Source organism: Methylobacterium aerolatum (genome assembly GCF_022179085.1).
GTDB lineage: Bacteria > Pseudomonadota > Alphaproteobacteria > Rhizobiales > Beijerinckiaceae > Methylobacterium > Methylobacterium aerolatum.
In genome coordinates this window covers 23,764-37,724 of sequence record NZ_BPQE01000046.1, presented here as the reverse complement: position 1 = coordinate 37,724, position 13,961 = coordinate 23,764, and the positions used below count along the sequence as shown (strand labels likewise).

Below are 13,961 nucleotides of genomic sequence, written 5' to 3'. Positions count from 1 at the left end.
GTCGTCACAGACGCGATGCCCGAGCGGAAGGACAGCCGGTCGCGGCTGCGCCTCGCATAGCCGGTCGGCACCGCCGAACCTTGCCGCTCCGGCGGTTCGATGACACAAGCGCGGCGCGGCGGGTCTTCCCTCCGCGCCTCGATTCCGTGAACCTTCAGACGAGCGATGGCTGAGGCCACCCCCAACGGCCCGACCGACGTCGGCCCCGTGCTGATTACCGGCGCGAGCGGCTTCCTCGGCTCGGCCCTGGTCGACGTCTTCCGCCGGGCGGGTTTCCCGGTGCGCATCCTCGTGCGCGCCACGAGCCCACGCACCAATCTGACCTGGCCCGATGTCGAGATCGTCACCGGCGATATGCGCGATGCGGCCTCGGTCGCCCAGGCCATGCGGGGCCAGCGCTACCTGATCCACGCGGCGGCCGACTACCGGCTATGGGCGCCGGATATGGAGGAGATCGTCCGCACCAACCGCGACGGCACCCGCCTGATGATGCGGGCCGCCCTGGACGCGGGCGTGGAACGCGTCGTCTACACCTCGAGCGTCGCCACCATCCGCCCGCCGGCCGACGGCGTGACGCCCTCCGACGAGACCATGCCGCTGACACCCGAGACGGCCATCGGCGCCTACAAGCGCAGCAAGGTCGTGGCGGAACGCGTCGTGGAGGAAATGGTCGCCCGTGATGGCTTGCCGGCGGTGATCGTGAACCCCTCGACGCCCATCGGCCCCCGCGACGTGAAGCCGACGCCTACGGGGCGGATCATTCAGGAGGCGGCACTCGGCAAGATGCCCGCCTTCGTCGATACCGGCCTCAACCTCGCCCATGTGGACGACGTGGCGCACGGCCACCTGCTCGCCCTGCGCAAGGGGCGGATCGGCGAGCGCTACATCCTCGGCGGCGAGGACGTGTTCCTGTCCCAGATGCTGGCGGATATCGCGGGCATGGTCGGGCGCAAGCCGCCGACGGTGAACCTGCCGCGCGGCGTGGTGTACCCGATCGCGTTCTTCGCCCAGCTCGCGGCGCGCGTGACAGGGCGTCAGCCCTTCGCCACGATCGACGGGATCCGCATGTCCCGGTACCGGATGTTCTTCTCCGACAGGAAGGCGCGCGCGGAACTCGGCTACAAGGCCCGTCCTTATCGCGAGGGCCTGTCCGACGCGATCGACTGGTTCCGGGGCGCGGGATACTTGAAATGACCACCCTCGACAGCGCGACGGATACGCGTTCCGGCAAGGGCCACCGGGACGAGAACTTCCCCGTGGCCTCCCACCTGATCCACCCGCGCCATCGCGGGGCGATCCTGGCCTTCTACGATTTCGTCCGTGCCGGTGACGACGTGGCCGACCACGCCGACCTCCCGCCCGAGCGCAAGATCGCCCTGCTCGACGGGCTGGCCGACGCCCTCACCGGTGCCGGACCGGCCGATCCCGAGGCCGAGCCGTTGAAGGCCGAGCTGTCCGTGCGACGCCTGCCGCCCCGGCACGCCCTCGAACTGCTCGACGCCTTCCGCATGGATGCGCGCAAGAACCGCTACGCCGACTGGGACGAGTTGATCCACTATTGCCGCTACTCGGCGATGCCGGTCGGCCGCTACGTCCTCGATGTCCACGGCGAGGATCCGGCCCGGGTCTGGGGTCCCTCCGACGCGATCTGCGCGGCGTTGCAGGTGATCAACCACATCCAGGATTGCGGAAAGGATTTCCGCGATCTCGACCGGGTCTACCTGCCGCAGGATTGCCTGGACCGGCACGGCGCCTCGGTCGCCATGCTCGGAGAGACCAAGGCGCCGCCCCCGTTGCGCGCGGCCTTGCGCGAACTCGCCGGCCGGTGCCTCGTGCTCCTCGACGAGGGCGCCGTGCTGCCCGACCTGATCGACGACACGCGCCTCGCCCTGGAGATCGCCGCCATCCACCGCCTCGCGGTGGTGCTGTCGAAGGGCCTCTTGGAGCGCGACCCGCTGTCGGAGAAGGTGCATCACGGCAAGGCCGCCTTCGCCCTCGTGGCGTTGCGCGGCGTCGCCGCGACCCTCGCCCGCCGCCCGTTCCGGGGCCGCGTCGTCCGCGCGGCCATGCAGGGAGCTGCCCGTTGAGCGCCACCGCTTCGCCCGCGCCGACCTCCGCCGAGGCCGCCCCGGCGCTGCCGGCCGCCGGTTCCTCCTTCTACACGGCCATGCGCCTGCTGCCGAAAGAACGGCGGGAGGCGATGTATGCGGTCTACGCCTTCTGCCGGGCGGTGGACGATGTCGCCGACGACGGCGGCACCCGCGAGGTGCGCCGGGCCGAACTCGACCGCTGGCGCGCGGATATCGATGCGCTCTATGCCGGGCGCCCCGTGGCGCGGACCCGTGACCTCGTCGGCCCCGTGGCGCAGTTCGACCTCAAGCGCGAGGATTTCCAGGCGGTCATCGACGGCATGGCCATGGATGCCGAGGAGGACATCGTCGCCCCCGACGAGGCCACCCTCGACCTCTACTGCGACCGGGTCGCGAGCGCCGTCGGCCGCTTGTCGGTGCGTATCTTCGGGATGCCCGAGGCGGATGGAATCAAGCTGGCGTGGCACCAGGGCCGGGCGCTGCAGCTCACCAACATCCTGCGCGACATCGACGAGGATGCCGAGCGCGGACGCCTCTACCTGCCGCGCGAGAAGCTGGAGGCCATCGGCCTGACGAACCCCACACCGATTCAGGCGATCATGCATCCCCGCATCGGGGAGGTCTGTTCGGCGATCGCCCGCGAGGCGGAAGAGCATTACCGCGCCACCTGGGAGATCATCCGCCGCAGCCCGCGCAAGGCGACGAAGGCGGCGCGCCTGATGGCGGCCGCCTACCGGCTCTACCTCGATGCCGTCGTCGCCCGCGGCTGGACCCCGCCGCGGGCGCGGGTGAAGCCGGGCAAGTTCCCCCTGATCCTCGTCGCCCTCCGCCACGGTCTCCTGTGATGGGCACGGTCCACGTCGTCGGCGCCGGGCTCGCCGGCCTCTCCGCCGCCGTCTGCCTGGCGAAGGACGGGGTGCGGGTCGTCCTGCACGAGGCCGCGAAGCAGGGCGGTGGACGCTGCCGCTCGTATTTCGATCCGTCCCTCGGGCTGACGATCGACAACGGCAACCACCTGCTCCTCTCCGGCAACGCCGACGCCCTCGGCTTCCTCAAGGAGATCGGCGCCCCCGCCGACGCCCTCCTCGGCCCGGACGAGGCGGCCTTCGACTTCGCCGACCTGAAGACCGGGCAGCGCTGGACCCTGCGCCCCAATGCGGGGCGTCTGCCCTGGTGGGTGCTGAGCCCGTCCCGGCGGGTGCCGGGCACCCGCGCCCGCGATTACCTCGCCCCCCTCGGCATCCTCCGCGCCGCCGCCGGCAAGGCCGAGGGTACGGGCGGGACAATCGGGGAGAGCATGGACTGCGCCGGGCCGCTTTACGACCGTCTCTGGCACCCGGTCCTCCTCGCCGCCCTGAACACCGAGCCCCGCGACAGCGATGTCGGCCTCGCCGCCCGCATTTTGCGGGAGACGCTGGGCGCGGGCGGCAGGGCCTGCCGCCCCCTCGTGGCGGAGAAGGGCCTGTCCTACGCCTTCGTCGATCCCGCCGTGAGAACGCTGGAGGCGCGCGGCGTGGCGATCCGGTTCGGGCGCCGCCTGCGCACCATCGCGGCGGAGGGCGGGCGCGTCACCGCGTTGTCCTTCTCCGACGGGGAGGAGGCAGTCGGGCCGGGTGATTCGGTCGTCCTCGCCGTGCCGCCGTGGGTGGCCTCGGAACTGTTGCCGCAAATCCCCGCGCCGCGGGAATTCCGCTCCATCGTGAACGCCCACTTCGCCCTTGCGCCGAAGCCCGGAAGCCCCCTGGTTCTCGGCGTGGTGAACGGGCTGACGGAGTGGCTTTTCGCCTATTCCGACCGCTATTCCGTGACCATCAGCGGGGCGGATCGCCTGCTCGACGTGCCCCGCGAGGAGCTGGCGCGGCAGATCTGGGGGGAGATCGCCACGCTCGGTAATCTTGCGCCGGAACTGCCCCGCTGGCAGATCGTCAAGGAGAAGCGTGCGACATTCGCGGCGACGCCGGCGGAGGCCGCCCGGCGTGCGCCCGCCCGCACGGCTCACGCGAATCTCGTGCTGGCGGGGGATTGGACGGCCACGGGTCTGCCCTCGACCATCGAGGGCGCGATCCGATCGGGCAAAACGGCCGCGCGCACGTTGATGTGCGCGGAAACACCGGCGCGTGGCGCAGCTTGAGGCATGGCGGTTGCAATGCCGCGACCGTGAGGCGAGGATCGATGAAAGAGGCCGTGAAAAAGATAGAGGCGCTTCAGCGCCCGAAGACCCAGGGGATCACCCTTGAGGCCGTGGAGCGCTCCGTCAGCGCGGCGACGCAGGCCCTAAGCGCCCTGGCCCACGCGGACGGCCACATCTGCTTCGAACTCGAGGCGGATGCCACCATCCCCTCCGAATACATCCTGTTCCATCACTTCCGCGGCTATCCGCCCGCCCCCGATCTCGAACGGAAGATCGGCAACTACCTGCGCCGCACGCAGGGGCCGCATGGCGGCTGGGCCCTCGTCCACGAGGGCCCCTTCGACATGTCCGCGACCGTGAAGGCGTATTTCTGCCTCAAGATGATCGGCGAGGACATCGAGGCGCCGCACATGCGCCGGGCGCGCGAGGCGATCCTCGCCCGGGGCGGGGCGGCCAACGCCAACGTCTTCACCCGCTTCATGCTGGCGCTCTACGGCGAGGTGCCCTGGACCGCCGTGCCGGTGATGCCGGTCGAGATCATGTTCCTGCCGAAGTGGTTCCCCTTCCACATCGACAAGGTGAGCTACTGGGCGCGCTGCACGATGGTGCCGATGTTCGTCCTGCAGGCAACCAAGCCCCGCGCCAAGAATCCGCGCGGCATCGGTGTGCAGGAGCTGTTCGTCACGCCTCCGCAGAGCGTGCGGTCCTGGCCGGGATCGCCCCACGCCACATGGCCGTGGACGCCGATCTTCGGCGCCATCGATTGGGTCCTGCAGCGAACCGAGCATCTGTTTCCGCGCAAGCCGCGGATGCGCGCCATGGAGATGGCCCGCGCCTGGGTGAGCGAGCGCCTGAACGGCGAAGACGGGCTGGGCGCCATCTTCCCGCCGATGGTCAACTCCATCCTGATGTACGAGATCATGGGCTACACGCCCGATCACCCGCAGGTGAAGGTGGCCCTTGAGGCCATCGAGAAGCTGGTCGTGGTCAAGACCGACGAGGCCTATGTCCAGCCCTGCGTTTCGCCGGTCTGGGATACGGCCCTGGCAAGCCACGCCTTCCTCGAGGCCGGTGGACCGCAGGCCGAGGCACAGGCCCGCGCCGGGCTCGACTGGCTGAAGCCCCGCCAAGTGCTCGACATCGTCGGCGATTGGGCCGCGCGCAAGCCGAAGGTGCGGCCGGGCGGCTGGGCCTTCCAGTACGCCAACGCCCACTATCCGGATCTCGACGACACCGCCGTGGTGGTCATGGCGATGGACCGCGCCATGCGGCAGCACGGCCTCGTGGCGGGGATGCCGGACTACAAGGCCGCCATCGCGCGGGCCGTAGAGTGGGTGGTCGGCCTGCAATCGGCCGATGGCGGCTGGGCGGCCTTCGACGCCGACAACAACCACATGTATCTCAACCACATCCCGTTCTCGGATCACGGGGCGCTCCTCGACCCGCCGACGGCGGACGTCACCGCCCGCGTCGTGGGCATGCTGGCCCAGCTCGGCGAGACCCGCGAGAGCTGCCGCCCCCTCGACCGGGGGGTGAACTACCTCCTGAACGATCAGGAGGAGGACGGCTCCTGGTACGGCCGCTGGGGCATGAACTTCATCTACGGCACGTGGTCCGTGCTGAACGCCCTGAACGCCGCAGGCGTCGATCATGCCGATCCGCGCATCCAGAAGTCGGTGGCGTGGCTCATCCGCATCCAGAACCCGGATGGCGGCTGGGGCGAGGACGCCTCCTCCTACAAGATCGACCCGGCCTTCGAGCCCGGCTCGTCCACCGCCTCGCAGACCGCCTGGGCGCTACTCGCCCTGATGGCCGCCGGCGCCACCGACGACCCGGCCGTGGCCCGGGGCGTCAACTTCCTGACCCGGACGCAGGATACGGACGGACTCTGGAGCGAGGAGCGCTACACGGCCACCGGCTTCCCGCGGGTCTTCTACCTGAAGTACCATGGCTATCCGAAGTTCTTCCCGCTCTGGGCGCTGGCGCGCTACCGGAACCTGAAGAAAAGCAACACCGGCAAGGTCGCCTTCGGGATGTGATGCGGCCGGCGCGGCGCCAGAGAGCGCCGCACGGCTCTGCGACCACCTCGTGAATCGCGCCGTCATTGCGAGGGCAGGGAAGCAATCCAAGGATGCGGGCCGTTGCCGGTCGTCGCGCCCCTGGATTGCTTCGCTATCGCTCACGATGACGGCGAGCGATGTAGGATGGGGTGGAACCTACCCCACCACCCGCAGCGAATCCCCAACCGCGAGCCCGCCGCCCGCGATCACTTCCATGTAGACGCCGAGGTCCCGGTGGCCGAAGCGCTTGTCGATGGTCCACGGGATATCGAGATCGCGCTCGGCCGTGTCGGGATCGACGTTCGTCGCCGCGCAGCGCACCGTCCGCTTGGTGATCTTGAAGCGCAGGCCGCTCGGGGCCTCGAGCACCTGACCGAGCATCTCCAGTTCCGCGAAGGGCGCCGGCCCCTCCACCAGCAGATTGCCACGAAAGCGCAGGGGCGAGACCGGCACGCCGAGTTCGTCTTCCAACGCTTGCACGCTCGCCCGGTTGATGAGCGAGACGTAGCCGGTGGGCGAGTCGGTGAAGCGGTACTGGGGCGGGGCCTCCAGCACCCTCGGTTCGCCGCGCAGGGCCTCCGGCACGAAACGCCGGATCAAATCCTCGACGGCGCGGCGCCCCTCCTCGGTATCGAGCCGCGCCGTGAGCGGCTCGCCTGCGCCCTCGATGGTCAGCGAGGACGTGGCGTCGTCGTAGCGGGTGCGCAGCCGGGCCAGGGTCTCGTCCCGCATCAGCATCAGATATTTCGTCTTGGGCTGGTGGCGGGGAGCCACGGGGTTAAAGCCCGAATCGCCATTCTCGATGGCGTAGAGCCGGTCGCCCGGAAAAAAACCACTGGTTGCGATCTCGACATTGTCCACCGGTTCCGGGCTCAAACCCTTCACGGGATAACGAAAAAGCGCTGTCACGCGCATCTCAGCAAGCGTAGCCATGGAGGAGATGGAGCGCGGATTCGCGCCGATTTTCAAGTCCCGCGTTCCCGCGTCGGAGCCCCTTGTGGTGCGCAATTGCAACACCACATCCGGTCTACCGGTGGCTTGGCAGCGCCGGGGCTCCTTTGCGGCGGATGGCCGGGGGCAACGTTTCGGCGTGCCGTGCCACCACGGGCGGCGCGCCGGTGCGGGAGAGGCAAACCCATGAATTTCGAGAAATACACCGAGCGCGCCCGAGGCTTCGTCCAGGCGGCGCAGAACCTTGCAATGCGCGAGGGTCATCCTCAGTTGCAGCCGGGCCACCTGCTGAAGGTGCTGCTCGACGATCCCGAGGGCCTCTGCGCCGGTCTGATCGACCGGGCTGGCGGGCAATCGCGCGTGGCGCTGGCCCAGACCGAGCAGTGGCTCGCCAAGCAACCGAAGGTCTCCGGCAACGCGGCGGCGCCTCAGGCCACGCGCGAGCTGGTGCGCCTGTTCGACACCGCCGAGAGCGCGGCGCAGAAGGCGGGCGATTCCTACGTCACCGTCGAACGGCTGTTGCTGGCCATCGCGGTGGAGAAGGACTCCGAGGCGGGCCGTGCCCTCCAGGCGGCCGGCGTCACGCCCGCATCGCTGAACGCGGCGATCAACGCCCTGCGCAAGGGGCGCACCGCCGACAACGCGAGTGCCGAGAACAGCTACGACGCCCTGAAGAAATACGCCCGCGACCTGACCGAGGCGGCGCGCTCCGGCAAGCTCGACCCGGTGATCGGCCGGGACGAGGAGATCCGTCGGACGATTCAAGTCCTGTCCCGGCGCACCAAGAACAACCCGGTGCTGATCGGCGAGCCCGGCGTCGGCAAAACGGCGATCGTCGAGGGCTTGGCGCTTCGCATCGTCAACGGCGACGTGCCGGAATCCCTGAAGGAAAAAAGCCTGCTCGCCCTCGACATGGGCGCGCTGATCGCGGGCGCGAAGTATCGCGGCGAGTTCGAGGAGCGGCTGAAGGGCGTGCTCTCCGAGGTCACGGCGGCGGAGGGGGCCATCATTCTCTTCATCGACGAGATGCACACCCTCGTGGGTGCCGGGAAGGCGGACGGGGCGATGGATGCCTCGAACCTGCTGAAGCCCGCCCTCGCACGGGGCGAACTCCACTGCGTCGGCGCAACGACGCTGGAGGAGTATCGCAAGCACGTGGAGAAGGATGCGGCGCTCGCCCGGCGCTTCCAGCCCGTCTTCGTGTCGGAGCCGACCGTGGAGGACACGGTGTCGATCCTGCGCGGCCTGAAGGAGAAGTATGAGCAGCACCACGGCGTGCGCATCCAGGATTCGGCCCTGGTAGCGGCGGCGACTCTGTCCAACCGCTACATCACCGACCGCTTCCTGCCGGACAAGGCCATCGATCTCGTGGACGAGGCCGGGTCGCGCCTGCGGATGCAGGTGGATTCGAAGCCCGAGGAGCTCGATTCCATCGACCGCGAGATCGTGCGGCTGAAGATCGAGGCCGAGGCGCTCAAAAAAGAGACCGATTCCGCCTCCCGCGACCGCTTGGTCCGCCTGGAGAAGGAACTGGCCGATCTCGAGGAGCAATCCGCCTCGATCACCGCCCGGTGGAAGGCCGAGAAGGACAAGCTCGGCACCGCCGCCGAACTGAAGAAGAAGCTCGACGAGGCCCGCAACGACCTCGCGGCCGCCCAGCGGCAGGGCCAGTACCAGCGCGCGGGCGAACTCGCCTACGGCATCATCCCGGGCCTTGAGAAGCAACTCGCCGAGACCGAGGGCGCCGATGCCAGCGGGCGCGGTGCGATGATGGAGGAGGCGGTGACGCCGAACCACATCGCGGGCGTCGTCTCCCGCTGGACCGGCGTGCCGGTGGACAAGATGCTGGAGGGCGAGCGCGAGAAGCTGCTGGCGATGGAGACGTCTCTGGGCAAGCGCGTCGTCGGCCAGCGCGAGGCGGTGGAGGCCGTCGCCACGGCCGTGCGCCGCTCCCGTGCGGGCCTTCAGGATCCGAACCGGCCCATCGGCTCGTTCATGTTCCTCGGCCCGACGGGCGTGGGCAAGACCGAGTTGACGAAGGCGCTGGCGGGGTTCCTCTTCGACGACGACACCGCCCTCGTGCGCATCGACATGTCCGAGTACATGGAGAAGCACGCGGTGGCCCGCCTCATCGGCGCGCCTCCGGGCTATGTCGGCTACGAGGAGGGCGGCGCGCTCACCGAGGCGGTGCGCCGGCGGCCCTATCAGGTCGTGCTGTTCGACGAGGTGGAGAAGGCGCATCCGGACGTGTTCAACGTCCTGCTGCAGGTGCTCGACGACGGGCGCCTGACGGACGGGCAGGGGCGGACGGTCGACTTCCGCAACACGCTCCTCATCATGACCTCGAACCTCGGGGCCGAGTATCTCGTGAACCAGCCCGCCGGGCAGGATACGGAGGCGGTCCGCAACGAGGTGATGGGCGTGGTGCGCAGCCACTTCCGGCCGGAATTCCTGAACCGGGTCGATGAGATCATCCTGTTCCACCGCCTGAAACGGGAGGAGATGGGTGCCATCGTCGATATCCAGCTCGGGCGGCTTCAGAAGCTCCTGGACGAGCGCAAGATCACGATCGACGTCGATCAGGAGGCCCGCGAGTTCCTCGCCGACAAGGGCTACGACCCCGCCTACGGGGCGAGGCCGCTCAAGCGCGTGATCCAGAAGAATGTGCAGGACCCGCTCGCGGAGTTGCTGCTCGCGGGGACGATCCGGGACGGCGAGGAGGTCCCCGTCCATCTCGGACCGCTCGGTCTGATGATCGGCGACACCGCGGTGGGGGCGGAGCGCCGCCCCGCCGATGCGACGCTGAACTGATCGGGCGCAGCATCGCCGGGAGGGGGTGAGCCTCGTCGGGCTCACCCCCTCCCAATTTCTTCGTACTTTGAAGCGGAAGGAAAGCGTGCGGGCGTGGCTCGTTCGAGGATTGCTTTGCTTCCTGCCTTATCGACGGAATCCAGCCGGGCTCGGCGGCGGTAGACCGTAAATCCGTCGCATTACCCATCGAAGCCGCCGACGTGATGGAACAGCCGAGCCAAAGCCACAGCTGGACCCGGTTCGTGCGCGACGTCCTCGTGACCGGTTTGGGCCTCGGCCTGGCCGTCATCGCCTTCGTCGCCCTGGCCGACCCGTATGGATTGCGCGCGGCACCGGGCTATCCGCCGGGGCCGCTCGTCGATACCGACCAGCGCTGGTCCTACCCGCAGGTTGCGCGGAGCGGGGTTTTCACCTCCGCGGTGTTCGGCTCCTCGACCTCCCGCCTCCTCGACCCGCAGGCGCTGGATGCGGCCCTTGGCTCGCGCTTCGCCAACCTCGCCATGAACGGCGCCACGCCGGACGAACAGTTGCGCCTCGCCGCCCTGTTTCTGGCGGCCCGCACGCCGGACACCGTCATTTTCGGCCTCGACGCGACATGGTGCGACGCGAACCCGGCGCCGCGTGGTGCCATCGCTTTCCCCGATTGGCTCTACGAGCCGCACCCCACCTTCGGCGCCTTCCGCCAAGTGAACCTGCGCAGCCTCGAATCCGCCTGGAAGGCCGCCGCCCTCCATCTGGGCCGGGGCCGTGCCGCGATCCGGCCGGACGGCTTTGCCGTCTTCACCCCGCCGGAAACGGCATACGATCCCGCCCGCGCCCGTGCCCACATCGCCGCCGGCGCCCCGGCGCGGGACGCCCATGCGGATCCCACCGATGCCCCGATGCCGGCCCTCGACCGGTTGGAGGCGCTGATCGCAGGACTACACGGACAGACCCGGACCATCCTGGCCTTCATGCCGGTCCACGCTCGTGCCCAGGGCCGACCCGGCACGCCGGCCGGCGCCCGCGAGGCCGCCTGCAAGGGCCGCGCGGCGGCCATCGGCAGGGACAACGGCGCCCTCGTGGTGGATTTCCGCTTCCCGTCCGCCGTGACAACGGAGGACACCAACTATTGGGACGCGCTGCATTACCGGCTGCCGGTGGCCGCGCGGATCGTAGAGAGCCTGAAGGAAGTCAAAGACAACGGTTCGGACCCCGGGAGTGCAATCGTTCGAGTACTCGCGCCGTAACAGCGATCGAGGCCGATGACGCGAGCGAGCCACGCGCGGTGCACGGCCCCCCGCTACGCCATGGCCTTGCCTTCACGGGAGATGACGAAAGACGGCTTGCTTGGAGTCCGTCAGAACTCGGACCACGAACTTCCGTCTTTGCGATCGCAGCGAAGCCCTCCAGGGCAGCGGGACGATTCAGACCGGTGCGCTGCCCCGGATTGCGTCGGTTTCCCCTCGAAAAGACGATGGGGGATTCATCGTCGGAGCCAGCCGGACTCGGTCGAGTACGCTCCAGTGCAGTGACGCACTCATTTTGTTCATGCGAGCCTGCACTCGCTCATTGTTTTTGCATCAATTTTTCCGGTCTCGGCTGATACCTCCGACTGGATCGATGCACTAGGCGGGGATTGCTTGTGCCTCCGCCCTGGCCCAGCCCTCCCGCGTCTGCGCGCAATACTCCGCGTAGCGCCCGTCCCGGATCGCCGCCCGCGCCCCCGCCATGAGATCCTGGTAGTAGGCGAGGTTGTTCCACGTCAGCAGCATCATCCCCAGGATCTCGTTCGAGCGGACGAGGTGATGGAGGTAGGCGCGGGAATAGTCCCGCGTCGCCGGGCAGGGAGAGGCTTCGTCGAGGGGTGTCGTGTCCTCGGCGTAACGGGCGTTGCGCAGGTTCACCTTGCCGTGGCGGGTGTAGGCGAGGCCGTGGCGTCCGGCGCGGGTGGGCATCACGCAGTCGAACATGTCGATGCCGCGTGCCACGGCGCCGAGGATATCGTCCGGCGTGCCGACACCCATCAGGTAGCGCGGCTTGGTTTGCGGCAGGTGGGGCTCCACCGCCTCGATCATCGCGAACATCGTTTCCTGCGGCTCGCCCACCGCGAGGCCACCCACCGCGTAGCCCTTGAGGTCGAGGTCCACGAGGGCGCGGGCGCTCTCGGCCCGGAGGACCGGCAGGTCGCCCCCCTGGACGATGCCGAACATGGCCTTCCCCGGCTGATCGCCGAAGGCGACGCGGCAGCGTTCGGCCCAGCGTAGGGACAGGTGCATCGCCTTCTCGATCTCGGGCTTTCCGGCGGGAAGCCGGACGCACTCGTCGAGCTGCATCTGGATATCGGAGCCGAGCAGCCCCTGGATCTCGATGGAGCGCTCCGGGCTCATGTGGTGGGTCGAGCCGTCGATATGCGAGCGGAAGGTCACGCCCGCCTCGTCGATCTTCCTGAGGGCCGACAGGGACATGACCTGGAAGCCGCCGGAATCGGTGAGGATCGGGCCGTCCCAGCGCATGAAGCGGTGCAGGCCGCCGAGCCGCGCCATCCGCTCCGCGCCGGGGCGGAGCATCAGGTGGTAGGTGTTGCCGAGCACCACGTCGGCGCCGAGGTCGCGGACCTGGCCGGGATACATCGCCTTCACCGTCGCGGCCGTGCCGACGGGCATGAAGGCCGGCGTACGGATCGTGCCGCGGGGCATCGTGATTGCGCCCGTCCGGGCCGGGCCGTCCTGCCCGTGCAGCGTGAAGCCGAAGGTCGTCTCAGTCGTCGTCATCGTCAGGTCGCGTCCGATGTCTCCGCACCGGCCGGAAAGAGCAGGCTGGCGTCGCCGTAGGAGTAGAAGCGGTAGCCCGCCGCGATGGCATGGACATAGGCCGCGCGCATCGTCTCAAGCCCCGAGAAGGCCGAGACCAGCATGAACAGCGTCGAGCGCGGCAGGTGGAAGTTGGTCATCAGCGCGTCCACCGCCCGGAACCGGTAGCCCGGCGTGATGAAGATGTCGGTGGGGCCGGAGAAGGGTGCGAGGCGCCCCTCCGGCGTCGCCGCGCTTTCCAGCAGCCGCATCGCCGTCGTCCCCACCGCGACGATCCGCCCTCCAGCCGATCGCGCGGCGTTGAGGGCGTCGGCGGTCGTGCGGTCGAGGTGGCCTATCTCGGCGTGCATCCGGTGAGCCTGCGTGTCCTCCGCCTTGACGGGGAGGAAGGTGCCGGCCCCCACATGCAGGGTCAGGTGGTGGCGCGACACGCCCATCCCGTCGAGGCGGGCGAGGAGGTCGTCGGTGAAGTGCAGGCCGGCAGTCGGCGCGGCGACCGCACCGGGCTCGCGGGCATAGACGGTCTGGTAGTCCCGCGCGTCGCGCTCGTCGGTCGGGCGCTTGCCCGCGATGTAGGGGGGCAGGGGCAGCTCCCCGAGGCTTGCGATCCGCTCGTCCAGCATCGGCCCCGCGAGGTCGAAGCCGAGGACGACCTCGCCCGCGTCACCCTTTGCGATCACCGTCGCCAGCAGCAAGCCGAGGTCGCAGGCGGCGCCTTCGACGGCCCGCCCGAAGGTCAAGCGGTCGCCGGGGGCGAGGCGCTTGGCCGGACGGGCGAAGGCCCGCCAGCGGTCCGGTCCCTCGCGCAGGTGCAGCATCACCTCGGTGCGCTGGCCGGGGGCGCCAGGCCGGGTACGGACGCCGTGCAGCCGCGCCGGAATGACGCGGGTGTCGTTGAAGACCAGGGCATCGCCGGGCCGCAACAGATCGGGCAGCTCGCGGACGGTCCGGTCGGCGGGAGCCGCGCCCGGCGCCACGACGAGGAGGCGCGCCGAGCCCCGCGGCTCGGCCGGACGCAGGGCGATGCTCGCCTCCGGCAGATCGAAATCGAATAGGTCCACGCGCATCGGGCGCTGCCTGCACCGAACCCGCCGCCGTTTCAACCGGTGAAGGACCGCGCCCAAAA

The 13,961-nt window shown here is 69.4% G+C and carries 10 protein-coding genes; 7 read left to right on the top strand and 3 right to left on the bottom strand.

The features are described 5' to 3' along the window. Positions 1-165 precede the first annotated feature (165 nt). From hpnA to shc, 5 genes are read left to right on the top strand one after another with little or no spacing between them, the layout of a single operon-like run. Positions 166-1,194, top strand: coding sequence for a hopanoid-associated sugar epimerase (hpnA, locus tag MFF06_RS22025; RefSeq protein WP_238208224.1), 1,029 nt, complete (start codon positions 166-168; stop codon positions 1,192-1,194). After that, positions 1,191-2,087: a squalene synthase HpnC gene (hpnC, locus tag MFF06_RS22020; protein WP_238208223.1), complete on the top strand. Its 897-nt coding sequence runs from the start codon at positions 1,191-1,193 to the stop codon at positions 2,085-2,087. The genes hpnA and hpnC overlap by 4 nt, the downstream gene beginning before the upstream one ends. After that, positions 2,084-2,935: a presqualene diphosphate synthase HpnD gene (gene hpnD, locus MFF06_RS22015; protein WP_238208215.1), complete on the top strand. Its 852-nt coding sequence runs from the start codon at positions 2,084-2,086 to the stop codon at positions 2,933-2,935. The genes hpnC and hpnD overlap by 4 nt, the downstream gene beginning before the upstream one ends. Next, positions 2,935-4,221, top strand: a complete 1,287-nt coding sequence (gene hpnE, locus MFF06_RS22010; protein ID WP_238208213.1) for a hydroxysqualene dehydroxylase HpnE — start codon at positions 2,935-2,937, stop codon at positions 4,219-4,221. The genes hpnD and hpnE overlap by 1 nt, the downstream gene beginning before the upstream one ends. A gap of 41 nt (positions 4,222-4,262) precedes the next feature. Continuing rightward, positions 4,263-6,260 (top strand): squalene--hopene cyclase, encoded by a 1,998-nt coding sequence (gene shc / locus MFF06_RS22005; RefSeq protein WP_238208211.1) that lies wholly within the window; start codon positions 4,263-4,265, stop codon positions 6,258-6,260. A 177-nt stretch (positions 6,261-6,437) separates the two neighbouring features. Here the strand turns inward: shc and MFF06_RS22000 are convergent, their stop codons facing one another. Further along, positions 6,438-7,190, bottom strand: a complete 753-nt coding sequence (locus tag MFF06_RS22000; protein ID WP_238208209.1) for an MOSC domain-containing protein — start codon at positions 7,188-7,190, stop codon at positions 6,438-6,440. A 228-nt stretch (positions 7,191-7,418) separates the two neighbouring features. Between MFF06_RS22000 and clpB the strand changes: the two genes are divergently transcribed. Both clpB and MFF06_RS21990 read left to right on the top strand, forming a co-directional pair. Then, entirely contained in the window at positions 7,419-10,043 is a 2,625-nt protein-coding gene (gene clpB, locus MFF06_RS21995; RefSeq protein WP_238208207.1) for an ATP-dependent chaperone ClpB, read from the top strand. Positions 10,044-10,285: 242 nt separating this feature from the next. Further along, positions 10,286-11,272, top strand: coding sequence for a hypothetical protein (locus tag MFF06_RS21990; protein WP_238208205.1), 987 nt, complete (start codon positions 10,286-10,288; stop codon positions 11,270-11,272). Between the two features lie 378 nt (positions 11,273-11,650). On the opposite strand, the gene tgt is transcribed toward MFF06_RS21990, so the two are convergent. Together tgt and queA are read right to left on the bottom strand one after the other, a co-directional pair. Further along, entirely contained in the window at positions 11,651-12,796 is a 1,146-nt protein-coding gene (tgt, locus tag MFF06_RS21985; protein ID WP_238208203.1) for a tRNA guanosine(34) transglycosylase Tgt, read from the bottom strand. 2 nt (positions 12,797-12,798) lie between these two features. Beyond that, positions 12,799-13,902, bottom strand: coding sequence for a tRNA preQ1(34) S-adenosylmethionine ribosyltransferase-isomerase QueA (gene queA / locus MFF06_RS21980; protein WP_238208202.1), 1,104 nt, complete (start codon positions 13,900-13,902; stop codon positions 12,799-12,801). Between the last annotated feature and the right edge of the window lie 59 nt (positions 13,903-13,961).